The sequence below is a fragment of the Rhodococcus sp. 114MFTsu3.1 genome (assembly GCF_000383555.1).
Classification (GTDB): Bacteria; Actinomycetota; Actinomycetes; order Mycobacteriales; family Mycobacteriaceae; genus Rhodococcoides; species Rhodococcoides fascians_E.
The window spans coordinates 299,117-318,246 of sequence record NZ_KB911548.1 but is presented as its reverse complement, the minus strand read 5'-3'; the positions used below and the strand labels follow the sequence as shown (position 1 = coordinate 318,246).

Here is a 19,130-nt window from a genome sequence, read left to right as displayed (position 1 = left end):
CGGGGTTATGAGATCGTGACGTAACGGACCACCTGGTCCAGTGGATGTAACCCTCGACGATGCAATCGATGTCGAGGCGGCGCCATGAAAAGAATCGTGCTCGTGACCCTCTGCATGATGGCCGCTGTGGCCTGCGGAAACACCGATGGCGGCACAGCGACCGCAGTGTCGGAATCCACTGCCGCGCCGGGGCAGCAGGCCGCGACGCCGACGGTTGCACCCTCGGTGGGCGCGCTGCCGTCGGTCGTGGTTCCGTCGCCGGTCCCTGCCCTTCCGTCGGACATCAGGATCCCGACGGCGGACGCAGCTCCGACAGTGACCCCGGTCCAGCCGAAGACATGTGTGGACGCTGCCGTGGTCGCCGATGCTGTGGCATCCATTCCGCGATACTTCCCGGACGAAGCCTGGACCGCAGGCCGGACAGGTGATCCCTGTGCGGCGTTCACGTGGGTGGAAGCTGCGGCGTCGCCGTATGCAACCGCGAGCACACCGGAGCACATTCTGTTCTTCGGCAACGGTGTGTACCTCGGCACGGCGACGGCAGCGCCGTACAGCTTCACGAGTGTTGCAACCCAGACCGCCGACACGATCACCGTGAACTATCGCTGGCTCGTCGCCGACGAGGCGTTCGCAGCACCCGACGGTGGCCCCGCCGCAATCCGCTACCAGTGGGACGGGAGCTCCGTGATCATGCTGGACACTCTGCCGCCCGAGGTGACCGGTTGATGTGAGTGGAGATGACAGTGCCATCGGGTCGCTCCGCAGGCTCCGCTCCTGTCCCCGGCCTATATTTTTACTCACATGGAGAGGGAGGATTCCTGAGGAAGCTCGCGGAATTCGGTGTTCTCGTCGGCCATGTCCTTGAACCGGCCGTAGTAGATTCCCCTGGCCTCCTCGGCGACGACGGCCTGGTGGATCGGGAACGCGGTCCGAGGTGCGACTGCGCGCAGAAACTCGACGTTCTCCGAGAGCTTCGACCACGGCGCCGCAGTCGGGAGCGCCAGCACGTCCACCTTCTGCTCGGGAACGAACAACGAGTCGCCGGGATGGAACAGTTGCCCCGGATTCTCCGGTGTCCCCAGCAGATAGCCAGTGTTGTCGATCACGGGCAGTTCGGGGTGGATGACGGCATGGGTTCCGCCGACACCACTCACCTGGATGCCGCCGACGGAGAACGTCTGGCCCGCGTGTGTGGCCGTCCACCGCTCGCCGAGTTGCGACGCGGTCATCGGATCCGCGTACAACGCTGCGTTCGGATTGCCGTCCACCAGTGCAGGAAGACGCTCGAGGTCGACGTGGTCGGGGTGCTGGTGGGTGATCAGAATGGCGTCGAGCCCGGTGATGCCCTCGAAGCCGTGTGAGAAGTTGCCGGGATCGAACAGCACCGTGGTGCCGTTCAGCTCGACGAGTACACAGGAATGTCCGAAGTGCGTCAGCTTCATTCCTCCACACTAAGCGCAGTTTCGCGGCTCGCGCTGGTGCTGCGTAAACTCTTCACCGCCGGTATTTGTCTTATCCAAGGAGCTCCCTCGTGGCCCGAGTAGTTGTCGATGTCATGCCCAAGGCCGAAATCCTCGACCCGCAGGGTCAGGCCATCGCAGGCGCGCTTGGTCGTCTCGGCGTAGCAGGCGTCTCCGACGTCAGGCAGGGCAAGCGGTTCGAGTTAGAGGTCGACGACAGCGTCGACGACGCCGAGCTCGAGAAGATCGCGGAATCGCTCCTCGCGAACACCGTCATCGAGGACTGGAAGGTCACCCGAGAAGCATGAGCACACGCAACTCGTCCGCCCGCGTGGGGGTCATCACCTTCCCCGGAACTCTCGACGACGTCGACGCCTCCCGCGCCGTGACGCTCGCCGGCGGCGAGGCCGTCAGTCTGTGGCACGCCGACGCGGACCTGAAGAACGTGGACGCCATCGTCGTCCCCGGCGGGTTCTCCTACGGCGACTACCTGCGTGCAGGCGCGATCGCCCGGTTCGCACCCGTCATGGAATCCGTCGTCAAGGCGGCCGAAGGCGGCATGCCGGTCCTCGGCATCTGCAACGGCTTCCAAGTTCTGTGTGAAGTCGGCCTGCTTCCCGGCGCGCTGACCCGCAACGAGGGCCTGCACTTCGTCTGCCGCGACCAGTGGCTGAAAGTGGAGAACTCGGACACCGCGTGGTCGTCGCGCTACGAGACGGGTGCCGAGATCCTGATCCCGGTCAAGAACGCCGAAGGCCGGTTCCAGGCATCACAGAACGTGCTCGACGAGCTCGAGGGCGAAGGCCGCGTCGTGTTCCGCTACAGCGGATCCAACCCGAACGGTAGCCAGCGGGACATCGCCGGAATCTCCTCGCCCAACGGCCGCGTCGTCGGACTCATGCCGCATCCCGAGCACGCCACCGAGCCCCTCACCGGCCCCAGCGACGACGGCCTCGGCATCTTCTACTCGGCACTGGACGCAATCGTCTCGGCCTAGCAGGAAGCAGGGTCTATTCTCCGACGCATGACCCTGACACCGGTGATGATCACGATCGACTCCTCCGATCCTGGACCGCTCGCGACGTGGTGGGCGGCCAGGACCGGCGGAACCATCGAAGAAGAGAACGACGGGTGGTTCTACACCGTCTCGCTGCCCTCGGCGCCGTACCGCCTTGCCTTCCAGAAGGTCGACGACCCGACGCCGGGCAAGAACCGAATCCACCTGGATCTGACGACGGCGGATCTCGACACCGAGGTGACGGCTCTGGTCGATTCGGGTGCGTCCAAGGTCGACGAGCACACGATGGGCGAATTCCGCTGGGTCACCCTGACCGATCCGGACGGAAACGCATTCTGCGTCTCGGGCGCGCACTAGAGCTCGGCGAGAGTCCGCTCGAACAGATCTGCCGACGAACTACCGTTGACCTGGCAGTACTGCCCGTCACGCCAGAAGTAGAGATCCTGGGACAGCGGATTCGGGGTGTCCCGAGAGAATATGCGCGCCAACTGCACGAGCAGTGTCGACGCACGAACGGTGGCGTCGAACTCGAAGGGTTTGTAGTAGTCGATCTCGTAGGCATTGGGAACGACGAACAGAACGCCGAACGGTGAATCGCCGAGGTGATCGGCGATCAGCGTGGGCATGTTCGCGACCTTGGATGCGAGATAGATCGAATCGCCTTTGCACACGTCGATCGTCACATCGTCCTTGGTCAGGGTTTCGCGATCGTCGAAGGTCATCGCGGCTGTGTTGTCGCGACCGAACGCCCACGCGGCCTCGAGGTCTCGATTCTCCAGATACCGACCTTCGAGAGTCAACGCAAGGTCCGGAAACGTCAGGTTCAGCACTCGGCGTGGTGAATTCGGCGCATCGACCAGCGGACTCGAATAGCGGAAGTCGCCCCTGCCCGGCAACGCGCTCGGCGCAGTGACCCGCTCACGCAATCGCATGTAGAACTCGTCGTCCGGCATGTTCAGCAGATACTGCGGGTCACTCAGTCGCTGTGACTCGAGCATGCGCGCGACATGGATCTCGATGATCTCGCCCCAGTACTTCCGCGGAGCACCGAGGCAGCGTGCCGTCAGATTCTCGAGCGTCACGTGGTGGCCGTCGTCGGTCTTCAGAGTGGTGGCGTCGATCTTCGTCAGCTTCACCCCGTGCCTGCCGAATGCCTCGATCACTTTCTTGCGGACGATGGCTGTCGTAGCCGGTCCCGATGCCTGCGCTGCCAGATGATTCATGACGCCCCCGAGTCGATGTGTGGTCCTTGCTCTGTTCGACGCAGCTACTGACACAATGGTTCCCATGTCGTCTCTTGCGTCTGCCGCTGGTCTGTGCAATTTCGTCGACGTGTCGCCGTCGCCGTTCCATGTGTGCCGCACCGTAGCGGTGCAGCTCGAGGAGGTAGGTTTCGTCCGCGTCGACGAGACCGAAGCCTGGCCGGCCGAGGCAGGGCGGTACTACCTCATCCGCGGCGGGTCGCTCGTCGCTTGGAGTACCGAGAGCAGCAGCGCTGCATTCCGGATTGTCGGCGGACACACCGACAGCCCCAACCTGCGCGTCAAGCAGCACCCTGATCTGGAGTCGGCGGGATGGCAGATGGTCGGCCTCGAGCCGTACGGGGGAGCGTGGCTCAATTCCTGGCTCGACCGCGATCTCGGTGTGTCCGGTCGACTCAGTGTGCGCGACGGCAACGGGCTGCGTGAGGTGCTCGTCAAGGTCGACGAACCGATTCTCCGTGTCCCGCAGCTCGCAATTCACCTGTCCGAGGATCGCAAGGGCGTGACCTTGGACCCGCAACGACACGTCAATGCCATTTGGGGCGTGGGTAACTCACCGCGATCGTTCATCTCGTTCGTCGCGGAACGCGAAGGCGTCGACCCGTCGACGGTTCTCGGGTGGGAGCTGATGACGCACGACCTCGCGCCCAGCGCAGTCGTCGGCGCTCAGAGCGAACTGGTCAGCGCGCCGAGGCTCGACAATCAGGGAACGTGCTACGCGGGTACACAGGCTTTGATTGCCGCAGTGCAGAATCCGACGGACGTCACCCCGGTGCTGGCATTGTTCGACCACGAGGAAGTCGGCAGTATGTCCGACCGTGGCGCGTTCTCGGACCTGCTCAACACGGTGCTCGAGCGAATCGTGTTGGGCCGCGGCGGCGGTCGCGAGGAGTTCCTCCGCACCATGGCCGGATCCATCTGCGCCTCCGGTGACATGGCGCATGCGACGCATCCGAACTACCCGGACCGACACGAACCCGCGCACCGCATCGAACTCGGTGGAGGGCCCGTGCTCAAGGTCAACCAGAACCTCAGGTACGCAACGGATTCCGCGGGTGCAGGAGCATTCGCGCTGGCCTGCGACCAGGCGGGGGTGCCACTGCAGCGCTACGTTCACCGCGCCGATCTGCCCTGCGGTTCGACTATCGGCCCGATCACGGCCTCACGGACGGGCCTGTCGACCGTCGACGTCGGTGCCGCACAGCTCGCCATGCACAGCGCACGCGAGCTCATGGGCGCCTCCGATGTGAAGGCCTACGCCGACGCCCTCGCTGCGTTCCTGGCTCCGTCGGCCTAGCTAGCTCAGCTGCAGGCACGCGTCGGCTGCGAGCCAGAACAGTTGCTCGCGGACGGTGCCTGCCTTGGTCCAGCCGCGGTGCTCCCAGTCCGCGGCCAGGGAGTCGCCCGCGTACAGCAGTTGCGCGAACCGCACGCCGCGATACCGGGCGACCGCGCAGAACGCCGACGCTTCCATGTCGACCGTCAGGCAGCCCTCGTCGACGCGCCGGGAGACTCGGCTTCGGGTTTCGCGGTACAAAGCGTCGGTGGTCCAGGATCGACCGGTGACGTGTGCGATCCCGGCCTCCGTCAGCACGTTCTGCAGCACCGTGACGCCTGCAGGATCGGCGTCGACGACCCGTCCGGGCGGGAGGTAGTGGAACGACGTTCCCTCGTCGCGGACAGCGCTGTCGACAACCATGACGTGACCCATGCCGAGCTGATCGGTCAGTGCTCCCGCGCCCCCGACGGCGACGAACTCCGAGCAGCCGAGCGCGATCGCCTCTTCGAGGAACAGTGCGGCCAGGGGTGCGCCGACTCCCGGATGGAACACGGCGAGCCGTTCACCGCCCCGCTCGATCTCGTAGACGGGATGCTCGCCGTGCTCGGATCGAAGCACCGACAGGACGCGTGCCTTGCCCTGACCGGCTATGGACTCGATCACTTCCGCGAAGAAGCAGACAACGGCTTTTCTGGGGACATCCACACCCTTGACCACCATCTGAGGCGTCAGGACGCCCGATTCGTCCAGATCGTTCTCCGTCAACGCGATGGGAGCGGAGCCTGAAGAGGCGACAGAAGGGGTATCCACGGCACAATGTTTGCACGCTGCTTTTGGGGCCTGTCACCCTGCACGGATAGACTCCCCCTGGCATTTCGCTCCAGGAAGGGACCCCACTCCTCGTGTCCGACAGCTTTGTGAAAATTGACACTGTCTCCGCCGCAGTCGCTACGCCGGATGTTGCGCAGCCGTACAAAGAACTCGGACTCAAGGACGACGAGTACGCCCGCATCAAGGAAATCCTCGGTCGCAGGCCGACGGATGCCGAGCTGGCGATGTACTCCGTCATGTGGAGCGAGCACTGCTCCTACAAGTCCTCCAAGGTGCACCTGAAGTACTTCGGCGAGACCACCACCGACGAGATGCGTAAGTCGATGCTCGCGGGTATCGGCGAGAACGCAGGCGTCGTCGACGTCGGTGACGGATGGGCCGTCACGTTCAAGGTGGAAAGCCACAATCACCCGTCGTACGTCGAGCCCTACCAGGGTGCGGCGACGGGCGTCGGCGGCATCGTCCGCGACATCATGGCCATGGGCGCGCGGCCCATCGCCGTCATGGACCAGCTGCGTTTCGGTGCTGCAGATGCGCCCGATACACGTCGCGTCCTCTCGGGCATCGTCTCCGGCGTCGGCGGCTACGGAAACTCGCTCGGCCTTCCCAACGTCGGCGGCGAAACGGTGTTCGACGCCTCCTACGCGGGCAACCCACTGCTCAACGCTCTGTGTGCAGGTGTCATGCGCGTCGAGGACATGCATCTCGCGTTCGCGTCGGGCCTGGGCAACAAGATCATCCTGTTCGGCGCTCGCACGGGTCTCGACGGCATCGGTGGCGTGTCCGTGCTGGCCTCGGAGACGTTCGACGGTGATGAGACGGGAGGCGGCAGGAAGAAGCTTCCTGCCGTTCAGGTCGGCGACCCGTTCACCGAGAAGGTCCTCATCGAGGCGTGTCTCGAGCTGTATGCCGAGAAGCTCGTCGTCGGGATCCAGGACCTCGGCGGCGCCGGATTGTCCTGCGCGACGTCCGAACTCGCGTCGGCAGGCAGTGGTGGCATGCACATCGCGCTCGAGCAGGTCCCGATGCGCGCTACCGGCATGACCCCGGCCGAGGTGCTCTCGAGCGAGTCCCAGGAACGCATGTGCGCCGTGGTGACGCCGGAGAACGTCGACAAGTTCATGGCCGTCTGCAAGAAGTGGGATGTTCTCGCGACGGTGATCGGCGAGGTCACCGACGGTGACAACCTCGAGATCACGTGGCACGGGGAGACCGTCGTCGACGTTCCGCCGAAGACCGTCGCCCACGAGGGCCCGGTGTACTCGCGGCCCGTGCAGCGTCCCGTCGCTCAGGACGCACTCGTCGCGAACACCACGGCGTCGCTGAAGCGTCCCGAGACCGCCGAGGAACTGAAGGCAACGCTGCTGAAGATGATCGGCAGCCCACAGCTCTGCAGCCGCAAGTTCATCACCGAGCAGTACGACCGCTACGTCCGCGGGAATACCGTGCTGGCCGAGAACGCTGACGCCGGTGTGATTCGGATCGACGAGACGACTGGCCGCGGTATCGCGCTGGCCACGGACGCGTCGGGCCGGTACACCGCACTCGACCCGTACCAGGGCGCACAACTCGCGCTCGCCGAGGCGTTCCGCAACGTCGCCGTCACCGGTGCGACCCCGAAGGCCGTCACCAACTGCCTCAACTTCGGATCACCCGAGGATCCGGGCGTCATGTGGCAGTTCCAGCAGGCTGTTCGCGGTCTCGCCGACGGCTGCGTCACCCTCGGCATTCCCGTCACCGGCGGAAACGTCAGCTTCTACAACCAGACGGGCTCCGAAGCGATCCTCCCGACGCCGGTCGTCGGAGTCCTCGGTGTCATCGACGACGTGCACCGCCGCGTCCCCACCGGCCTCGGCCTCGAGCCCGGCGAGACACTGATCCTCCTCGGCGACACCCACGACGAGTTCGACGGATCCATCTGGGCACAGGTCGAGCACGATCATCTCGGTGGCGTGCCGCCGAAGGTCGATCTGGCCCGCGAGCAGCTGCTCGCCGACATTCTGCTCGCCGGATCTCGTGACGGACTGATCTCCGCCGCGCACGATCTCTCCGAGGGCGGCCTGGCTCAGGCTGTCGTCGAAGCAGCGTTGGCGGGCGAAACCGGTTGCCGCATCCTGCTTCCCGAAGGCGCCGACCCGTTCGTCACCTTGTTCTCCGAGTCCTCCGGCCGCGTGCTCGTCGCTGTGCCGCGCACCGAGGAGACTCGCTTCACCGGCATGTGCACCGCCCGTAACCTCCCGTGGACGCGCATCGGCGTCGTCGACGAGGGTTCGGACGAGATCGAAGTTCAGGGCCAGTTCGCCGTCGAGATGACCGAACTCCGTGACACTTTCGAGAGCACCCTTCCCAGACTTTTCGGGTAGGGCAGTGAGCGGGGGAGAGGCATCGGAAGGGGCCGTCGACACGGTCGAGCGTGAACACACGCATCACCGTCTGCCGATCGAGTTCGCGGTGCCTTCTCCCGAGCGGCATCCCCTCGTCATGTGGGCGTGGGGGCTGCTGAAACTCGATTTCACGGGCATCGTCTTCAGCGCGCTGTTCTTCTGCTGGTCGCTGACACCGTCGCTGCTGCCGCGTGACTGGTTGTTCCAGGGACTGATCGGCGGAATCAACGCGGCCATCGGTTACGGCTTCGGCGTGGCCGTCGGCTGGGCGGCTCGGAGGTGGTACCTCGACCGGAAGACGTGGTGGCCCCTGCCGCGTCGGGTCGAGCTCTACGTCAAGTTCGCCATCCCGCCGCTCGCGATCCTCGCATCGCTGTACATGCTGTACCTGTCCGCCGGATGGCAGCGCGAACTTGCCGCGTTGATGGACGCCGAGGGAACGACCACCACCGGCTACTTCCGCACCGGTGCGTTGAGCATCGGCGTCGCCGCGCTGTTCATCTCGGGCATGCGTGTGCTGCGTGACCTGGTTCGCTTCGTCGCGCGCCAGCTCAACAAGGTCGTCAAGATGCCCCGTGAGGTCGCGAACGTCATCGGGGTCGTCCTCATCGTCGTTCTGGTCATCGCGCTCGTCCAAGGTGTTCTGCTGCGGGCAGTCTCCGACGTCACCAATTCGATCTTCAGCCTGCAGAACAACGAAACTCGCGAAGGCGCAGAACAACCCACCGAACCCGAGCGATCCGGCAGCCCACAATCTCTCGCGCCCTGGGACACCCTCGGATTCGAAGGACGCAACTTCGTCTCCAGCGGACTGAGCGCACAGGAGATCTCCGACGGCCTCGGACAGCCTGCGCTGGAACCGATCCGCGCCTACGCCGGGTTGGAGACCGCCGAGACACAGGACGAGCGGCTCGACATCGTCGTACAGGAACTCGAACGCACCGGAGCCTTCGAGCGTCAGGCCCTGGTCGTCGTCCCGACCACGGGAACCGGATGGGTCAACCCCACCGCGATCGAAGCCGAGGAACTGATGTTCGGCGGCGACGTCGCCACCGTCGCCGCGCAGTACTCCTACCTACCCAGTTGGATCTCGTTCCTCGCCGAACGCGACAAAGCGGCCGAGGCGGGTAAGGCGTTGATCGACAAGGTCCACGAGCGCTGGCTACAGGAACCGGAGGCCACCAGGCCCAAGCTGTACGTCTACGGCGAAAGCCTCGGAACGCAGTCCGGTGAAGGTGCCTTCGACGGTCTCGCCGAGATCCGGGACAGCGTCGACGGCGTCCTGTGGGTCGGGCCGCCGAACGCGAACCGGCTGTGGTCCCAGTTCAAGAACCGCCGCGACCCGGGTAGCCCCGAAGTACGGCCCGTCTACGCCGATGGTCTCGTCGTCCGTTTCGCCGACAACTCGTCCGGGATCCCGCCCGAGGGTCAGCCGTGGCTCAGTCCCCGCATCCTCTACGTGCAGCACGCGTCCGACCCGGTCGTCTGGTGGTCGCCCGACCTGCTGTTCGAGCGCCCCGACTGGCTGTCGGAAGCTCCTGGCCCCGACCGTCTGCCCGACATGCGCTGGTTCCCGATCGTCACCTTCTGGCAAGTCGCAGCCGATCTGACCAACGCCGCGGGCGTGCCCGACGGTCACGGTCACAACTACGGGACCCTCGTTCTCGACGGCTGGGTCGCCGTTGCGGCGCCCGCAGGATGGACTGCGGAGGACACCGAGAAAGTGCGCGCCGTGATGGACGAATACGCAGGTCGCGACGGCCCCGAGAAGTGAAAGGTCTCGCTCTGGGCGCGGTCACGACGGCATGGAGTACGGCCGTCGTACCTGCGCTGAACTTGCCTGACCGACCGCGCACGGTGGTGAACGCAGCGTTCGGGATTTCGCTGGCCGCAGTGACACGGGCCCCGCTCGGGTTGAGCAAATGGCGAAGCGGTCTGAAGTGGGGGCTCGGTGCGGCGGCGGTACCCGCCCTGGGTTCGGTCGTGATCGCATCCGTACCCGCGCTGGCCACCCGAGTTCGACCGTCGGACGACAACCTCGCCGAGTGGGTGTTGTTTCGGATCCCGATCGGAACCGTCGTCACCGAAGAGCTGGTGTTCAGAGCCGTGTTCGACGACGTGTCCCCGTCGCTGTCGCCGGTGTTCTTCGGCCTCTGGCACATCCATCCCGCCCGTGCTGCCGGCGATTCCGTTCTCGGAACGGTAGCGGGCACCTATCTGGCAGGTCTGTTGTTCTCGTGGCTCCGACGCCGCGGCGGTGTTCTCGCGCCGATGCTTCTTCACTTCGGGGTGAACGCCTCCGGAGCGGTCCTGGCTGCACACAATTCGACCTCGCAGGGCCGGATGTGACCTGCCGGGCGGACTTCTGTGCGCTGGGGACCGCGTCCTGAGCCGGGAGTGGAGCCTGCAGGAACGACCCGAATAGGCTGATCGGCATGGCTCCGAGTAAGACGGTCACCCCCGAGCAGGTTCGAACCGCCGTTCTGGCCGTCGCCGACTGGGTGCGCGACGCCTCCCTCGACAAGCCGCCGCGCGCGGCCGTCGCCGACGCCGTCCGCACGACTGCCCGCACGCTCGCCCAGGTCGCACCGGGATCCAGCGTCGAGGTTCGGGTTCCGCCGTTCGTCGCGGTGCAGTGCATCGTCGGCCCGCGGCACACCAGGGGCACACCTCCCAATGTGGTCGAGACCGATCCGCGCACGTGGCTGGAGGTCGCGACCGGAGTCCGAGCGTTCGACGACGCGCTGAACGACGGTTCGATCACGGCGTCGGGCAGCAGGGCGAGCGAAGTCGGACATTGGTTACCGATCCTGCGTGCCTGACGTGGGCCGAGTGGACAGCCGGTTACCGCAAAACAGACAACCGGGGAATGTCACTCGCCCACGATGCGTTGCCATGGCCTGTGTGCCCGTAGACTGGTGCATGCCCCCCGCCCCGTCCCCCAAGGGAGCAGTGTTGTGACCTCTGCCGATATCTCGGTCGACAGTCCAAATCTTCTGGTAGGCAAGCCTGTAGACGAACCCGAGAACGAACCTCGGGAAGAATGCGGCGTATTCGGAGTGTGGGCCCCGGGGGAGGATGTAGCCAAGCTCTCCTATTACGGCCTGTACGCACTGCAGCACAGAGGCCAGGAAGCTGCCGGCATCGCCGTCTCCGACGGTTCCCAGGTCCTGGTGTTCAAAGATCTCGGCCTGGTCAGCCAGGTGTTCGACGAGCAGACCCTCGGCGCCATGCCGGGGCACGTCGCCATCGGACACTGCCGCTACTCCACCAGCGGCTCGGTGACGTGGGAAAATGCGCAGCCGATCTTCCGGACCACGACGGCCGGTACGGGTATCGCCCTCGGCCACAACGGCAACCTCGTCAACTTCGCCGAACTGGCGACGCGAGCCCGCGAAGAGGGCCTGATCAGCGACCGGTTGCAGGGCAACGGCACGTCGGATTCCGATGTCGTCACCGCACTGCTGGCGCACAAGGCCGCAGACCGCACCATCGAGCAAGCTGCGATGGAACTGCTTCCCACTCTGAAGGGCGCATTCTGCCTCACCTTCATGGACGAGCACACGCTGTACGCCGCGCGTGATCCCCACGGAATCCGTCCGCTGTCCCTCGGACGCCTGGACCGAGGATGGGTCGTCGCCAGCGAGACCGCAGCGCTCGACATCGTCGGAGCCGCATTCGTGCGTGACATCGAGCCGGGCGAACTCCTGGCCATCGACGCCGACGGTGTTCGCTCCTCGCGGTTCGCGGCGCCGGAACCCAAGGGCTGCGTGTTCGAATACGTCTACCTCGCGCGCCCGGACTCCGTCATCGGTGGCCGTTCGGTGCACTCCACTCGCGTCGAGATCGGTCGTCGGCTCGCCGAGGAGCACCCCGCCGAGGGTGACCTGGTGATTCCGGTTCCCGAGTCGGGAACGCCCGCTGCCGTCGGATTCGCGCAGGGCTCCGGAATTCCGTACGGCCAGGGACTGATGAAGAACGCCTACGTGGGACGTACGTTCATCCAGCCGTCGCAGACCATCCGGCAACTCGGAATCCGCCTCAAGCTCAACCCCCTCAAAGAGGTCATTCGGGGCAAAAGGCTCGTGGTCGTGGACGATTCGATCGTGCGCGGCAATACTCAGCGCGCCCTGATCAGGATGCTGCGGGAAGCCGGTGCGCTCGAGATCCACGTACGGATCGCGTCGCCGCCCGTCCGCTGGCCATGCTTCTACGGTATCGACTTCGCGTCTCCCGCCGAGTTGATCGCCAACGGCGTCGACTCCGAGGACGGAATCCTCGAAGGGGTCCGTCAAGCCATCGGTGCCGACTCCCTCGGTTACATCTCCACCGAAGGCATGATCGCGGCGTCGGAGCAGCCCGAATCTCGGCTGTGCACCGCATGTTTCACGGGTAAGTACCCCATCGAGCTTCCCGCCGACAACGCACTGGGCAAGCACGTCCTCGAAGGCATGCTCGCCACCGCCGCCGGACAGGCGTCGGAATCCACCAACGCCAACGTGAGTGCGCTCAGCAGGCCGTGATCCGCTGTGAGCGGAAATGTAGGCCCTGGCCTACATTTCCCACTCACATGCGGCGGAGCCGCTACAGACTGATGGTGTGATCGGCCAGCCAGGAGTTGATGCCGACTACCCGCTCCGCGGCATGCCGGGCGTGCGGATCGTTCTGAGCGCCCAGGATCTTCTCGACGCCGGTTCGGTCCAGCAGGGCCGAGATCGGTGCGTTGGAATCGTCCAGAACGGCGCCGAGCTCCTGCAGGATCGTCTTCGAGTACTGCGGATCCTGGGTGCTCGGGTACGGGCTCTTCACACGCTGCACGACCGACTGCGGCAGTAGATCCGCCGTCGCGGCACGCAGAAGGCTCTTCTCGCGGCCGTCGAAGGTCTTGAACGCCCAGGGTGTACCGAACACGTACTGCACCAGGCGGTGATCGCAGAACGGCACCCGAACCTCCAGCCCCACGGCCATGCTCATCCTGTCCTTGCGCTCGAGCAGCAACGGAAGGAAGCGAGTCAGGTAGAGGTAGGAGATCTCGCGCATCCGGGCTTCCAGGCCCTCGTCACCGGGTCGTCTCGGAACTTCCGCCAGCGCCCGCCGATACTCATTCTCGTAGTACCCCTCCATGTCGAGCTGACGTTGCAGATCGAGCGAGAACGGCGACGTCGTGTCCCTGCCCTGCGCCATCGACCCGGCCAGCCATGGGAACGTATCGGCGGCAACCACGTTCGGGTCGTGGAAATCGGCGTACCCGCCGAACACCTCGTCCGCGGACTCGCCGGACAGCGCCACCGTCGATTGCTCGCGTACGGCCTTGAACAGCAGATACAGCGAGGTGTCCATGTCGCCGAGTCCCGGGTAGTCCCGTGCGGCCAGCACGGCCGCCCGGTGAACCGGATCGAGCAGGTCGTCGTTGCTCAGCACGATGTCCCGGTGGTCCGACGCCACGTGCTGCGCCACGTCCTGCACGAACTTCGTGTCGGGCGCGTCGCGGAGACCGTCGGCGACGAAGTTGTCCGCGTACCCCACGAAGTCGACGGCGAACGACCGCACAGGTCCTGTGCCCTCGGCGGCGAGCCGGCCGGCCGCGAGTGCGGTCAACGCCGACGAGTCGAGCCCTCCCGACAGGAGTGTGCACAGAGGAACGTCGGCGATGAGCTGGCGAGATGCAGTGTCGTCCAGCAGCTCTCGAACCGTGCGGATCGTGGTGTCGAGGTCATGGGTGTGCTCATGATCGTCGAGGCCCCAGTACTTCACTTCGTGCGCACCGTACGCGGTCACTCGAACGACGTGACCGGGCGGAACTTCCTTCATGCCGTCGAACACCGCGTTCGACGGATCGGCGACGAAACCGAGGAGTCGACGCAGACCGTCGATACCGACGTTCTTGGAGGCCAGTGAATTGGCAAGTATCGCTTTCGGTTCGGAGCCGAACAGGACTCCGTCCTCGGTTTCGAGGTAGTAGAGGGGCTTGACGCCCAGGCGGTCGCGGACGAGGAGGAGTTCCTCGGTTGCGGTGTCCCACAGTGCGTACGCGAACATGCCGTTGAGTTGTGGGACGGCGTTCTCGCCCCACTTCTCGTGGGCGCGAAGAACCACCTCGGTATCACTGCTGGTTCGGAAGTCGCCGCCGATCACTCCGCGGAGCTCGCGGAAGTTGTAGGTCTCGCCGCTGTAGACGATGACGGCTTCGGTGCCGTCGGGCCTGCGGTGGATCATCGGCTGATGGCCACCGGGTAGATCGATGATGGCGAGGCGACGATGTCCGAGGGCTGCGTGCTCGGACGTCCACAGTCCCTCGTCATCGGGTCCTCGTCGGGTCATGGTGTCGGTCATGGCTCGCAGCGTTCGATCTTCGCCACGTAGATCCCGCCCGTAGGACACCCATCCCGTGATTCCGCACATATGTTGCCTCCTGGTCCGAAGTCCCCCGACCGGCACATCGACGCAACAAGAACGTTACGCGAACTAAATAGTCTCGGCTACATCCACGGCATCCTGCATCGACGGATCGGACTCCGGTACCGTTAGAGCGCAATTGCGCGCATTTGGTGTGCAACGATCACGAGTACAAGGCTGGAGCCGCATGACCGAGGAAACCCGACCACAGAGCGCAACCTCCTCGGGTGGTGCTTCCTACGCTGCGGCCGGCGTCGACATCGCCGCGGGTGACCGGGCCGTCGAGCTGTTCGCGCCGCTGGCGAAGAAGGCATCGCGTCCCGAGGTCATGGGTGGCCTGGGCGGATTCGCCGGCCTCTTCGCTCTCAAGGGTGACTACCGCGAACCGATTCTCGCTGCGTCCACCGACGGCGTCGGCACCAAGATCGCCGTCGCGCAGGCGCTCGGCAAACACGACACCCTCGGGCTCGATCTCGTCGCGATGGTCGTCGACGACCTCGTCGTGTGCGGAGCCGAACCGCTGTTCCTGCAGGACTACATCGCCGTGGGGCGCGTCGTCCCCGAGATGGTCGCAGAACTCGTCAAGGGCATCGCAGAGGGCTGCGTCATCGCCGGCTGCGCGCTCCTCGGCGGCGAGACGGCCGAGCACCCCGGGCTCATGGCCGACGGGGACTACGACCTCTCCGCCACCGGCGTGGGCGTCGTCGAGGCCGATGCAGTCCTCGGACCGGACCGTGTGCGTCCCGGTGACGTCGTGATCGCGATGGGCTCGTCGGGACTGCACTCCAACGGATACTCCCTGGCGCGCAAGGTTCTGCTCGAGATCAACCACATGGACCTCGGCGGGCACGTCGAGGAGTTCGGCCGCACCCTGGGCGAAGAATTGCTCGAGCCGACGAAGATCTACGCCAAGGACTGCCTTGCACTCGCCGCGGAAACCGACGTGCGCACGTTCTGCCACGTCACCGGCGGCGGGCTTGCCAACAATCTCGGACGTGTGATGCCTGCAGGCCTCGTCGCAGAACTCGACCGTACGACGTGGAGCCCAGCGCCGGTGTTCTCGCTGATCGCCCAGCGTGGCCGCGTCGAGCGCGCCGAGATGGAGCAGACGTTCAACATGGGCGTCGGCATGGTCGCCATCGTCGCACCCGAGGACGTCGACCGTGCACTGGCCGTGTTGACGGCGCGTCACATCGACTGCTGGACTCTGGGAACGGTCAAGAAGTCGAGCGACAAGTCCGCGACCGAGCGAGCGCTTCTGCTGGGTAACCACCCACGCTTCTGAGCGATCAGCACGAACGACAATGAGGGGGAGCCGCCGTGCGGCTCCCCCTCACTTCGTTGTCAACTCGCTGTCAGCGTCGCCAGTCCTCGTATTCGTCTTCTTCGGCGCGGGAATAGCCGTCCGCGTCCGAAGAGGAAATGCCGCCCGAGGTGATACCGCCACGGTGGGAGTTGGACGAATGACCGGAGAGCTCTCTTTGCAGACTCTCCAAGTCCGTTGTCGGCGAGCTGTACTTCAGCTCACGAGCGACCTTTGTCTGCTTTGCCTTAGCCCTGCCTCGGCCCATGGCGTTGCCCCCTCGCGGACTTGCGGGGCGGCCTGGGGAAATTTGGGCGCCCCGTTAGATTTGGTATTTCTTCCTGGCACACACTCTAGCGCGCGAATCGCTCGGATGCTCATACGGAGTACGTGTCCGGCCTGTTTGCTTCATCTCAGCGGCGCAGGCAGTGCCCACAACCTGCGAAAATGTGCTGAGTCTCGGTAAGAATCACGATTGGGTATGTTTTCGGAGCGCGAGCTTGGCGTCCCGTTCCACCTTGACCGGCAGATCGCCGCGACCGAGAAGCTCCGTCAGACCCTCGGGGTTTCGGCCGAGAAACAGGTCTCGAACGGTCACTCCGTGCGACGGCACATCCTCCACCGAGATGCCGACACCGCCTTCGAGAGCGCCCGGCGTGATCACCCGCAGATAGGCCCCGACGTCGCCACGCTCGGTGAACCGTTTGACCCAGTTGGGCTCGCCCACCCACCGAGCGAACGTCGAGCACGGCTTGCGCGCGATGGTCACCTCGAGAACCACCTCACCGAGACGCCACCGCGAACCGACGACGGCGTCCGTGACCGCGATCCCGGACGTCCGCAGGTTCTCGCCGAACCAGCCGGGCGGAATCTCCCGGCCCAGGTCTGCAGCCCACCGATCGGCCTCCGCCGAGTCGTAGGCGTAGACGGCCTGATCGCCGCCGCCGTGGAACTTGGTGTCCAGGCTGTAGTCACCGGTCACCCCGTCGGCGTGCACGAGCACCGGGTGATCGACCGGCCGCTTGTCGATGGCGCTGTCCACGACGCCTCGACGGCCCACCGGAACGTCCGCGTGCACGACGCACACCGCGTCGACCTGCCCAGCGATCATCGCCCGCGAAGTCGGTCGACGGCGGCGCGGCCGGCCTGGACGTCGTCGTAGTCGGGAATCGAATCCGGGTCGATGGAGGCCGCACACGGACCGGCGGTGAGCTCGGTCCCCGCAGGAACGGTGCGCTTGACCAACGCGAGCGCAACCGGACCGAGTTCGAAGTGATCGACGACGGTGCCGAGGCGACCGATCGTGCGACCACCCGCGGTCACCGCATCCCCGGTGGCAGGCCGGCCGTCCGCGGAACCGTCGAGATGAAGCAGGACGAGGTGGCGAGGCGGCCGCCCCAGGTTGTGCACCCGAGCCACCGTCTCCTGTCCTCGGTAGCAGCCCTTCTCGAGGTGAACTGCCCCGAGTTCGGTCACACCGCCGATCCACCGCACCTCGTGCGGGATGGTCTTCTCGTCGGTGTCCACGCCGACTCGAGGCCGGATCGACTCCACGCGCAGGGCCTCGTACGTCCACGTTCCGGCGGGAGAGGCGCCGGCGTCGCGCAGCCTGGAGAACCACTCGGCCAACGCGGCCCGGGGAACCAGCAGGTCGAAGGCGTTGCGGCCCGGCCACGGCATGCGGCGTACGAAACCGCCACCGGTGAGCGGGGCGGCGTCGTAGACCTCCGCGGGCACCGGCGCGCCGACGGCGGGCAGAACAGCCTCGGCTTCGGCGCCCAGCAGGCTCAGCACGGCGAGTTCGCTGCCTTCACGGGGTTCCGCCTTGGACCAGAACACCATCTTCTTCAGGAACGACAACAGGTCCGGGCCGTGCGCGGCTTCGGTGTCGATCCACGTGACACCGTCCAGATCGGTCTGCACGAAATGGTGCTCGACGCGCCCGTTGACGTCGAGCGAGAGGTTCTCCGCGGAGTGCCCGTCGGGCAGATTCGACACGAGCTGGCTGGAGATGGTGTTGAGCCAGGTCAGCCGCTCTTCACCGCTGATCGCGATCACGAAGCGATGGGATCGGTCGATCACCGCAGCGTTCGACACCGCGTCCCGTTGTTCGCCGAACGGGTTTCCGTAATGCCACGCGACGGCACTGTCCGGCGTGTTCTCCGGGGACGGCACGGCGTCGGGGAAAGTCAGAAGTGGGCTCGGTGCGATCACAGCAGTATCCGACACGTCCTCCATAGTAGGTCGACACGGTGACAGCGGGTCGTCGCGGGACGTGAAAACGGACATCAGGGCCCACGTAGGCTGCGTTCATGTCGGATCGCGTAGTAGTCACCTTGGACGGGCAGGTTCACGACGCGGACGCTCCGCTGCTGCATGCGGACGATCTCGCGGCCGTACGCGGAGACGGGGTGTTCGAGACGCTCCTGGTACGCGGCGGAGCGCCGTGCGGTGTCGAACTTCACCTGGCCCGCTTGACGGCGTCGGCCGCTGCCCTCGACCTGCCGACACCGGACCTGGATTCGTGGCGTCTCGTCGTCGGCCTCGCAGTGGACGAATGGACCCGGACGTCCGACGCGGAGGGTGCGTTGCGGCTCGTGCTCAGCCGCGGTCGCGAGAGCGGAGGGGAACCGACGGGCTATGCGACGGTGGGGCCGCTGAACGAACGGGTGACGAAAGCGCGGGACGACGGTGTCTCGGTGGTCACGTTGAACCGCGGTTACTCGGTCGATTACGCGGCGTCTGCGCCGTGGGGATTGCTCGGCGCCAAGACGCTGTCCTACGCGACCAACATGGCAGCACTACGGCACGCGGCGCGTCTCGGAGCCGACGACGTCATCTTCACCAGCAGCGAAGGGCGAGTGCTGGAGGGTCCGCGGTCCACCGTGGTGCTCGCACGCGGTAAGACTCTCGTCACACCCCCGGTGGAGCAGGGCATTCTCGCGGGAACCACGGTCGACGCACTGTTCCAGGTCGCGTCGAGCAAGGGGTACACCTGCGAGCGTGCGAACGTGTATCCTGCCGATCTCGTTGCAGCAGATGGTGTTTGGTTGATCTCGAGCATCACCCTCGCCGCCCGCGTGACGACGCTCAACGGCGTCGAACTTCCGGTCCCGGCCATCGCCGAGGACGTGCGTTCCATGGTCGATCTGGCGGTCGAATCGATCGGAGACTCCGCCGCCGACGCTTGAGCTACT

At 65.6% G+C, this 19,130-nt stretch carries 19 protein-coding genes; 12 read left to right on the top strand and 7 right to left on the bottom strand.

The annotated features are described in order from the left end of the window. Positions 1 to 84: 84 nt before the first annotated feature. On the top strand, positions 85 to 726 hold the full coding sequence (locus H292_RS0111865) for an LppP/LprE family lipoprotein (RefSeq protein WP_020111559.1): 642 nt from the start codon (positions 85 to 87) through the stop codon (positions 724 to 726). Between the two features lie 71 nt (positions 727 to 797). Here H292_RS0111865 and H292_RS0111860 read toward each other — a convergent pair whose 3' ends face one another. Beyond that, on the bottom strand, positions 798 to 1,442 hold the full coding sequence (locus H292_RS0111860; protein WP_019667380.1) for an MBL fold metallo-hydrolase: 645 nt from the start codon (positions 1,440 to 1,442) through the stop codon (positions 798 to 800). Between the two features lie 89 nt (positions 1,443 to 1,531). Between H292_RS0111860 and purS the strand changes: the two genes are divergently transcribed. Genes purS through H292_RS0111845 form a run of 3 tightly spaced genes read left to right on the top strand, consistent with a single transcriptional unit; the run spans position 1,532 to position 2,835 of the window. Further along, positions 1,532 to 1,768 (top strand): phosphoribosylformylglycinamidine synthase subunit PurS, encoded by a 237-nt coding sequence (gene purS, locus H292_RS0111855; protein WP_026348182.1) that lies wholly within the window; start codon positions 1,532 to 1,534, stop codon positions 1,766 to 1,768. Continuing rightward, entirely contained in the window at positions 1,765 to 2,457 is a 693-nt protein-coding gene (purQ, locus tag H292_RS0111850; protein WP_019667378.1) for a phosphoribosylformylglycinamidine synthase subunit PurQ, read from the top strand. Before purS ends, purQ begins: the two co-directional genes overlap by 4 nt. A 27-nt stretch (positions 2,458 to 2,484) precedes the next feature. Further along, positions 2,485 to 2,835 (top strand): VOC family protein, encoded by a 351-nt coding sequence (locus tag H292_RS0111845; protein ID WP_019667377.1) that lies wholly within the window; start codon positions 2,485 to 2,487, stop codon positions 2,833 to 2,835. On the opposite strand, the gene H292_RS0111840 is transcribed toward H292_RS0111845, so the two are convergent. Continuing rightward, positions 2,832 to 3,701: a hypothetical protein gene (locus H292_RS0111840; protein ID WP_020111558.1), complete on the bottom strand. Its 870-nt coding sequence runs from the start codon at positions 3,699 to 3,701 to the stop codon at positions 2,832 to 2,834. The two genes, H292_RS0111845 and H292_RS0111840, sit on opposite strands and share 4 nt — an antisense overlap. Before the next feature lie 55 nt (positions 3,702 to 3,756). On the opposite strand from H292_RS0111840, the gene H292_RS0111835 reads away from it, so the two are divergent. Beyond that, positions 3,757 to 5,037: a M18 family aminopeptidase gene (locus tag H292_RS0111835; RefSeq protein WP_020111557.1), complete on the top strand. Its 1,281-nt coding sequence runs from the start codon at positions 3,757 to 3,759 to the stop codon at positions 5,035 to 5,037. Here the strand turns inward: H292_RS0111835 and H292_RS0111830 are convergent, their stop codons facing one another. Beyond that, entirely contained in the window at positions 5,038 to 5,829 is a 792-nt protein-coding gene (locus tag H292_RS0111830) for a nucleoside phosphorylase (RefSeq protein ID WP_230621130.1), read from the bottom strand. It abuts the gene before it with no gap. Between the two features lie 107 nt (positions 5,830 to 5,936). Here H292_RS0111830 and purL point away from each other — a divergent pair, with 107 nt between their 5' ends. The 5 genes from purL to purF all read left to right on the top strand — a co-directional run bounded on the left by purL (position 5,937) and on the right by purF (position 12,757). Continuing rightward, positions 5,937 to 8,213 carry a phosphoribosylformylglycinamidine synthase subunit PurL gene (purL, locus tag H292_RS0111825; protein WP_019667373.1) on the top strand — a complete coding sequence of 759 codons (2,277 nt, stop codon included), beginning with the start codon at positions 5,937 to 5,939 and terminating at the stop codon, positions 8,211 to 8,213. 4 nt (positions 8,214 to 8,217) lie between these two features. Beyond that, the gene (locus H292_RS0111820) at positions 8,218 to 10,008 is read left to right on the top strand and encodes an alpha/beta hydrolase (protein WP_020111555.1); all 1,791 of its coding nucleotides are present in this window, start codon (positions 8,218 to 8,220) and stop codon (positions 10,006 to 10,008) included. After that, complete coding sequence (locus H292_RS0111815) at positions 10,005 to 10,583, top strand: CPBP family intramembrane glutamic endopeptidase (protein ID WP_020111554.1); 579 nt, start codon at positions 10,005 to 10,007, stop codon at positions 10,581 to 10,583. Before H292_RS0111820 ends, H292_RS0111815 begins: the two co-directional genes overlap by 4 nt. 86 nt (positions 10,584 to 10,669) lie before the next feature. After that, positions 10,670 to 11,056 (top strand): sterol carrier family protein, encoded by a 387-nt coding sequence (locus tag H292_RS0111810; protein WP_019667370.1) that lies wholly within the window; start codon positions 10,670 to 10,672, stop codon positions 11,054 to 11,056. Positions 11,057 to 11,191: 135 nt separating this feature from the next. After that, a complete protein-coding gene (gene purF, locus H292_RS0111805) occupies positions 11,192 to 12,757 on the top strand; it encodes an amidophosphoribosyltransferase (protein WP_026348179.1) in 1,566 nt (521 codons plus the stop codon). A 61-nt stretch (positions 12,758 to 12,818) separates the two neighbouring features. Here purF and asnB read toward each other — a convergent pair whose 3' ends face one another. Next, positions 12,819 to 14,636, bottom strand: a complete 1,818-nt coding sequence (gene asnB / locus H292_RS0111800; RefSeq protein ID WP_027498772.1) for an asparagine synthase (glutamine-hydrolyzing) — start codon at positions 14,634 to 14,636, stop codon at positions 12,819 to 12,821. 181 nt (positions 14,637 to 14,817) lie between these two features. Here asnB and purM point away from each other — a divergent pair, with 181 nt between their 5' ends. After that, the gene (purM, locus tag H292_RS0111795; RefSeq protein WP_019667367.1) at positions 14,818 to 15,915 is read left to right on the top strand and encodes a phosphoribosylformylglycinamidine cyclo-ligase; all 1,098 of its coding nucleotides are present in this window, start codon (positions 14,818 to 14,820) and stop codon (positions 15,913 to 15,915) included. A gap of 70 nt (positions 15,916 to 15,985) precedes the next feature. On the opposite strand, the gene H292_RS27880 is transcribed toward purM, so the two are convergent. From H292_RS27880 to ygfZ, 3 genes are all read right to left on the bottom strand, one after another. Then, complete coding sequence (locus H292_RS27880) at positions 15,986 to 16,201, bottom strand: DUF3073 domain-containing protein (RefSeq protein WP_080732843.1); 216 nt, start codon at positions 16,199 to 16,201, stop codon at positions 15,986 to 15,988. Positions 16,202 to 16,402: 201 nt separating this feature from the next. Beyond that, on the bottom strand, positions 16,403 to 17,044 hold the full coding sequence (locus H292_RS0111790; RefSeq protein WP_020111552.1) for an MOSC domain-containing protein: 642 nt from the start codon (positions 17,042 to 17,044) through the stop codon (positions 16,403 to 16,405). After that, a complete protein-coding gene (gene ygfZ / locus H292_RS0111785) occupies positions 17,041 to 18,171 on the bottom strand; it encodes a CAF17-like 4Fe-4S cluster assembly/insertion protein YgfZ (protein ID WP_019667365.1) in 1,131 nt (376 codons plus the stop codon). The genes H292_RS0111790 and ygfZ overlap by 4 nt, the downstream gene beginning before the upstream one ends. Before the next feature lie 74 nt (positions 18,172 to 18,245). Here ygfZ and H292_RS0111780 point away from each other — a divergent pair, with 74 nt between their 5' ends. Continuing rightward, positions 18,246 to 19,124: an aminodeoxychorismate lyase gene (locus H292_RS0111780; protein WP_019667364.1), complete on the top strand. Its 879-nt coding sequence runs from the start codon at positions 18,246 to 18,248 to the stop codon at positions 19,122 to 19,124. Positions 19,125 to 19,130 lie beyond the last annotated feature (6 nt).

What these genes read in the sequence shown, in the direction of transcription:
- H292_RS0111865 (WP_020111559.1), top strand. Translation starts at nt 85, where the DNA reads ATGAAAAGAATCGTGCTCGTGACCCTCTGCATGATGGCCGCTGTGGCC.
- H292_RS0111860 (WP_019667380.1), bottom strand. Translation starts at nt 1,442, where the DNA reads ATGAAGCTGACGCACTTCGGACATTCCTGTGTACTCGTCGAGCTGAAC.
- purQ (WP_019667378.1), top strand. Translation starts at nt 1,765, where the DNA reads ATGAGCACACGCAACTCGTCCGCCCGCGTGGGGGTCATCACCTTCCCC.
- H292_RS0111845 (WP_019667377.1), top strand. Translation starts at nt 2,485, where the DNA reads ATGACCCTGACACCGGTGATGATCACGATCGACTCCTCCGATCCTGGA.
- H292_RS0111840 (WP_020111558.1), bottom strand. Translation starts at nt 3,701, where the DNA reads ATGAATCATCTGGCAGCGCAGGCATCGGGACCGGCTACGACAGCCATC.
- H292_RS0111835 (WP_020111557.1), top strand. Translation starts at nt 3,757, where the DNA reads ATGGTTCCCATGTCGTCTCTTGCGTCTGCCGCTGGTCTGTGCAATTTC.
- H292_RS0111810 (WP_019667370.1), top strand. Translation starts at nt 10,670, where the DNA reads ATGGCTCCGAGTAAGACGGTCACCCCCGAGCAGGTTCGAACCGCCGTT.
- asnB (WP_027498772.1), bottom strand. Translation starts at nt 14,636, where the DNA reads ATGTGCGGAATCACGGGATGGGTGTCCTACGGGCGGGATCTACGTGGC.
- purM (WP_019667367.1), top strand. Translation starts at nt 14,818, where the DNA reads ATGACCGAGGAAACCCGACCACAGAGCGCAACCTCCTCGGGTGGTGCT.
- H292_RS27880 (WP_080732843.1), bottom strand. Translation starts at nt 16,201, where the DNA reads ATGGGCCGAGGCAGGGCTAAGGCAAAGCAGACAAAGGTCGCTCGTGAG.
- H292_RS0111790 (WP_020111552.1), bottom strand. Translation starts at nt 17,044, where the DNA reads ATGATCGCTGGGCAGGTCGACGCGGTGTGCGTCGTGCACGCGGACGTT.
- ygfZ (WP_019667365.1), bottom strand. Translation starts at nt 18,171, where the DNA reads ATGGAGGACGTGTCGGATACTGCTGTGATCGCACCGAGCCCACTTCTG.
- H292_RS0111780 (WP_019667364.1), top strand. Translation starts at nt 18,246, where the DNA reads ATGTCGGATCGCGTAGTAGTCACCTTGGACGGGCAGGTTCACGACGCG.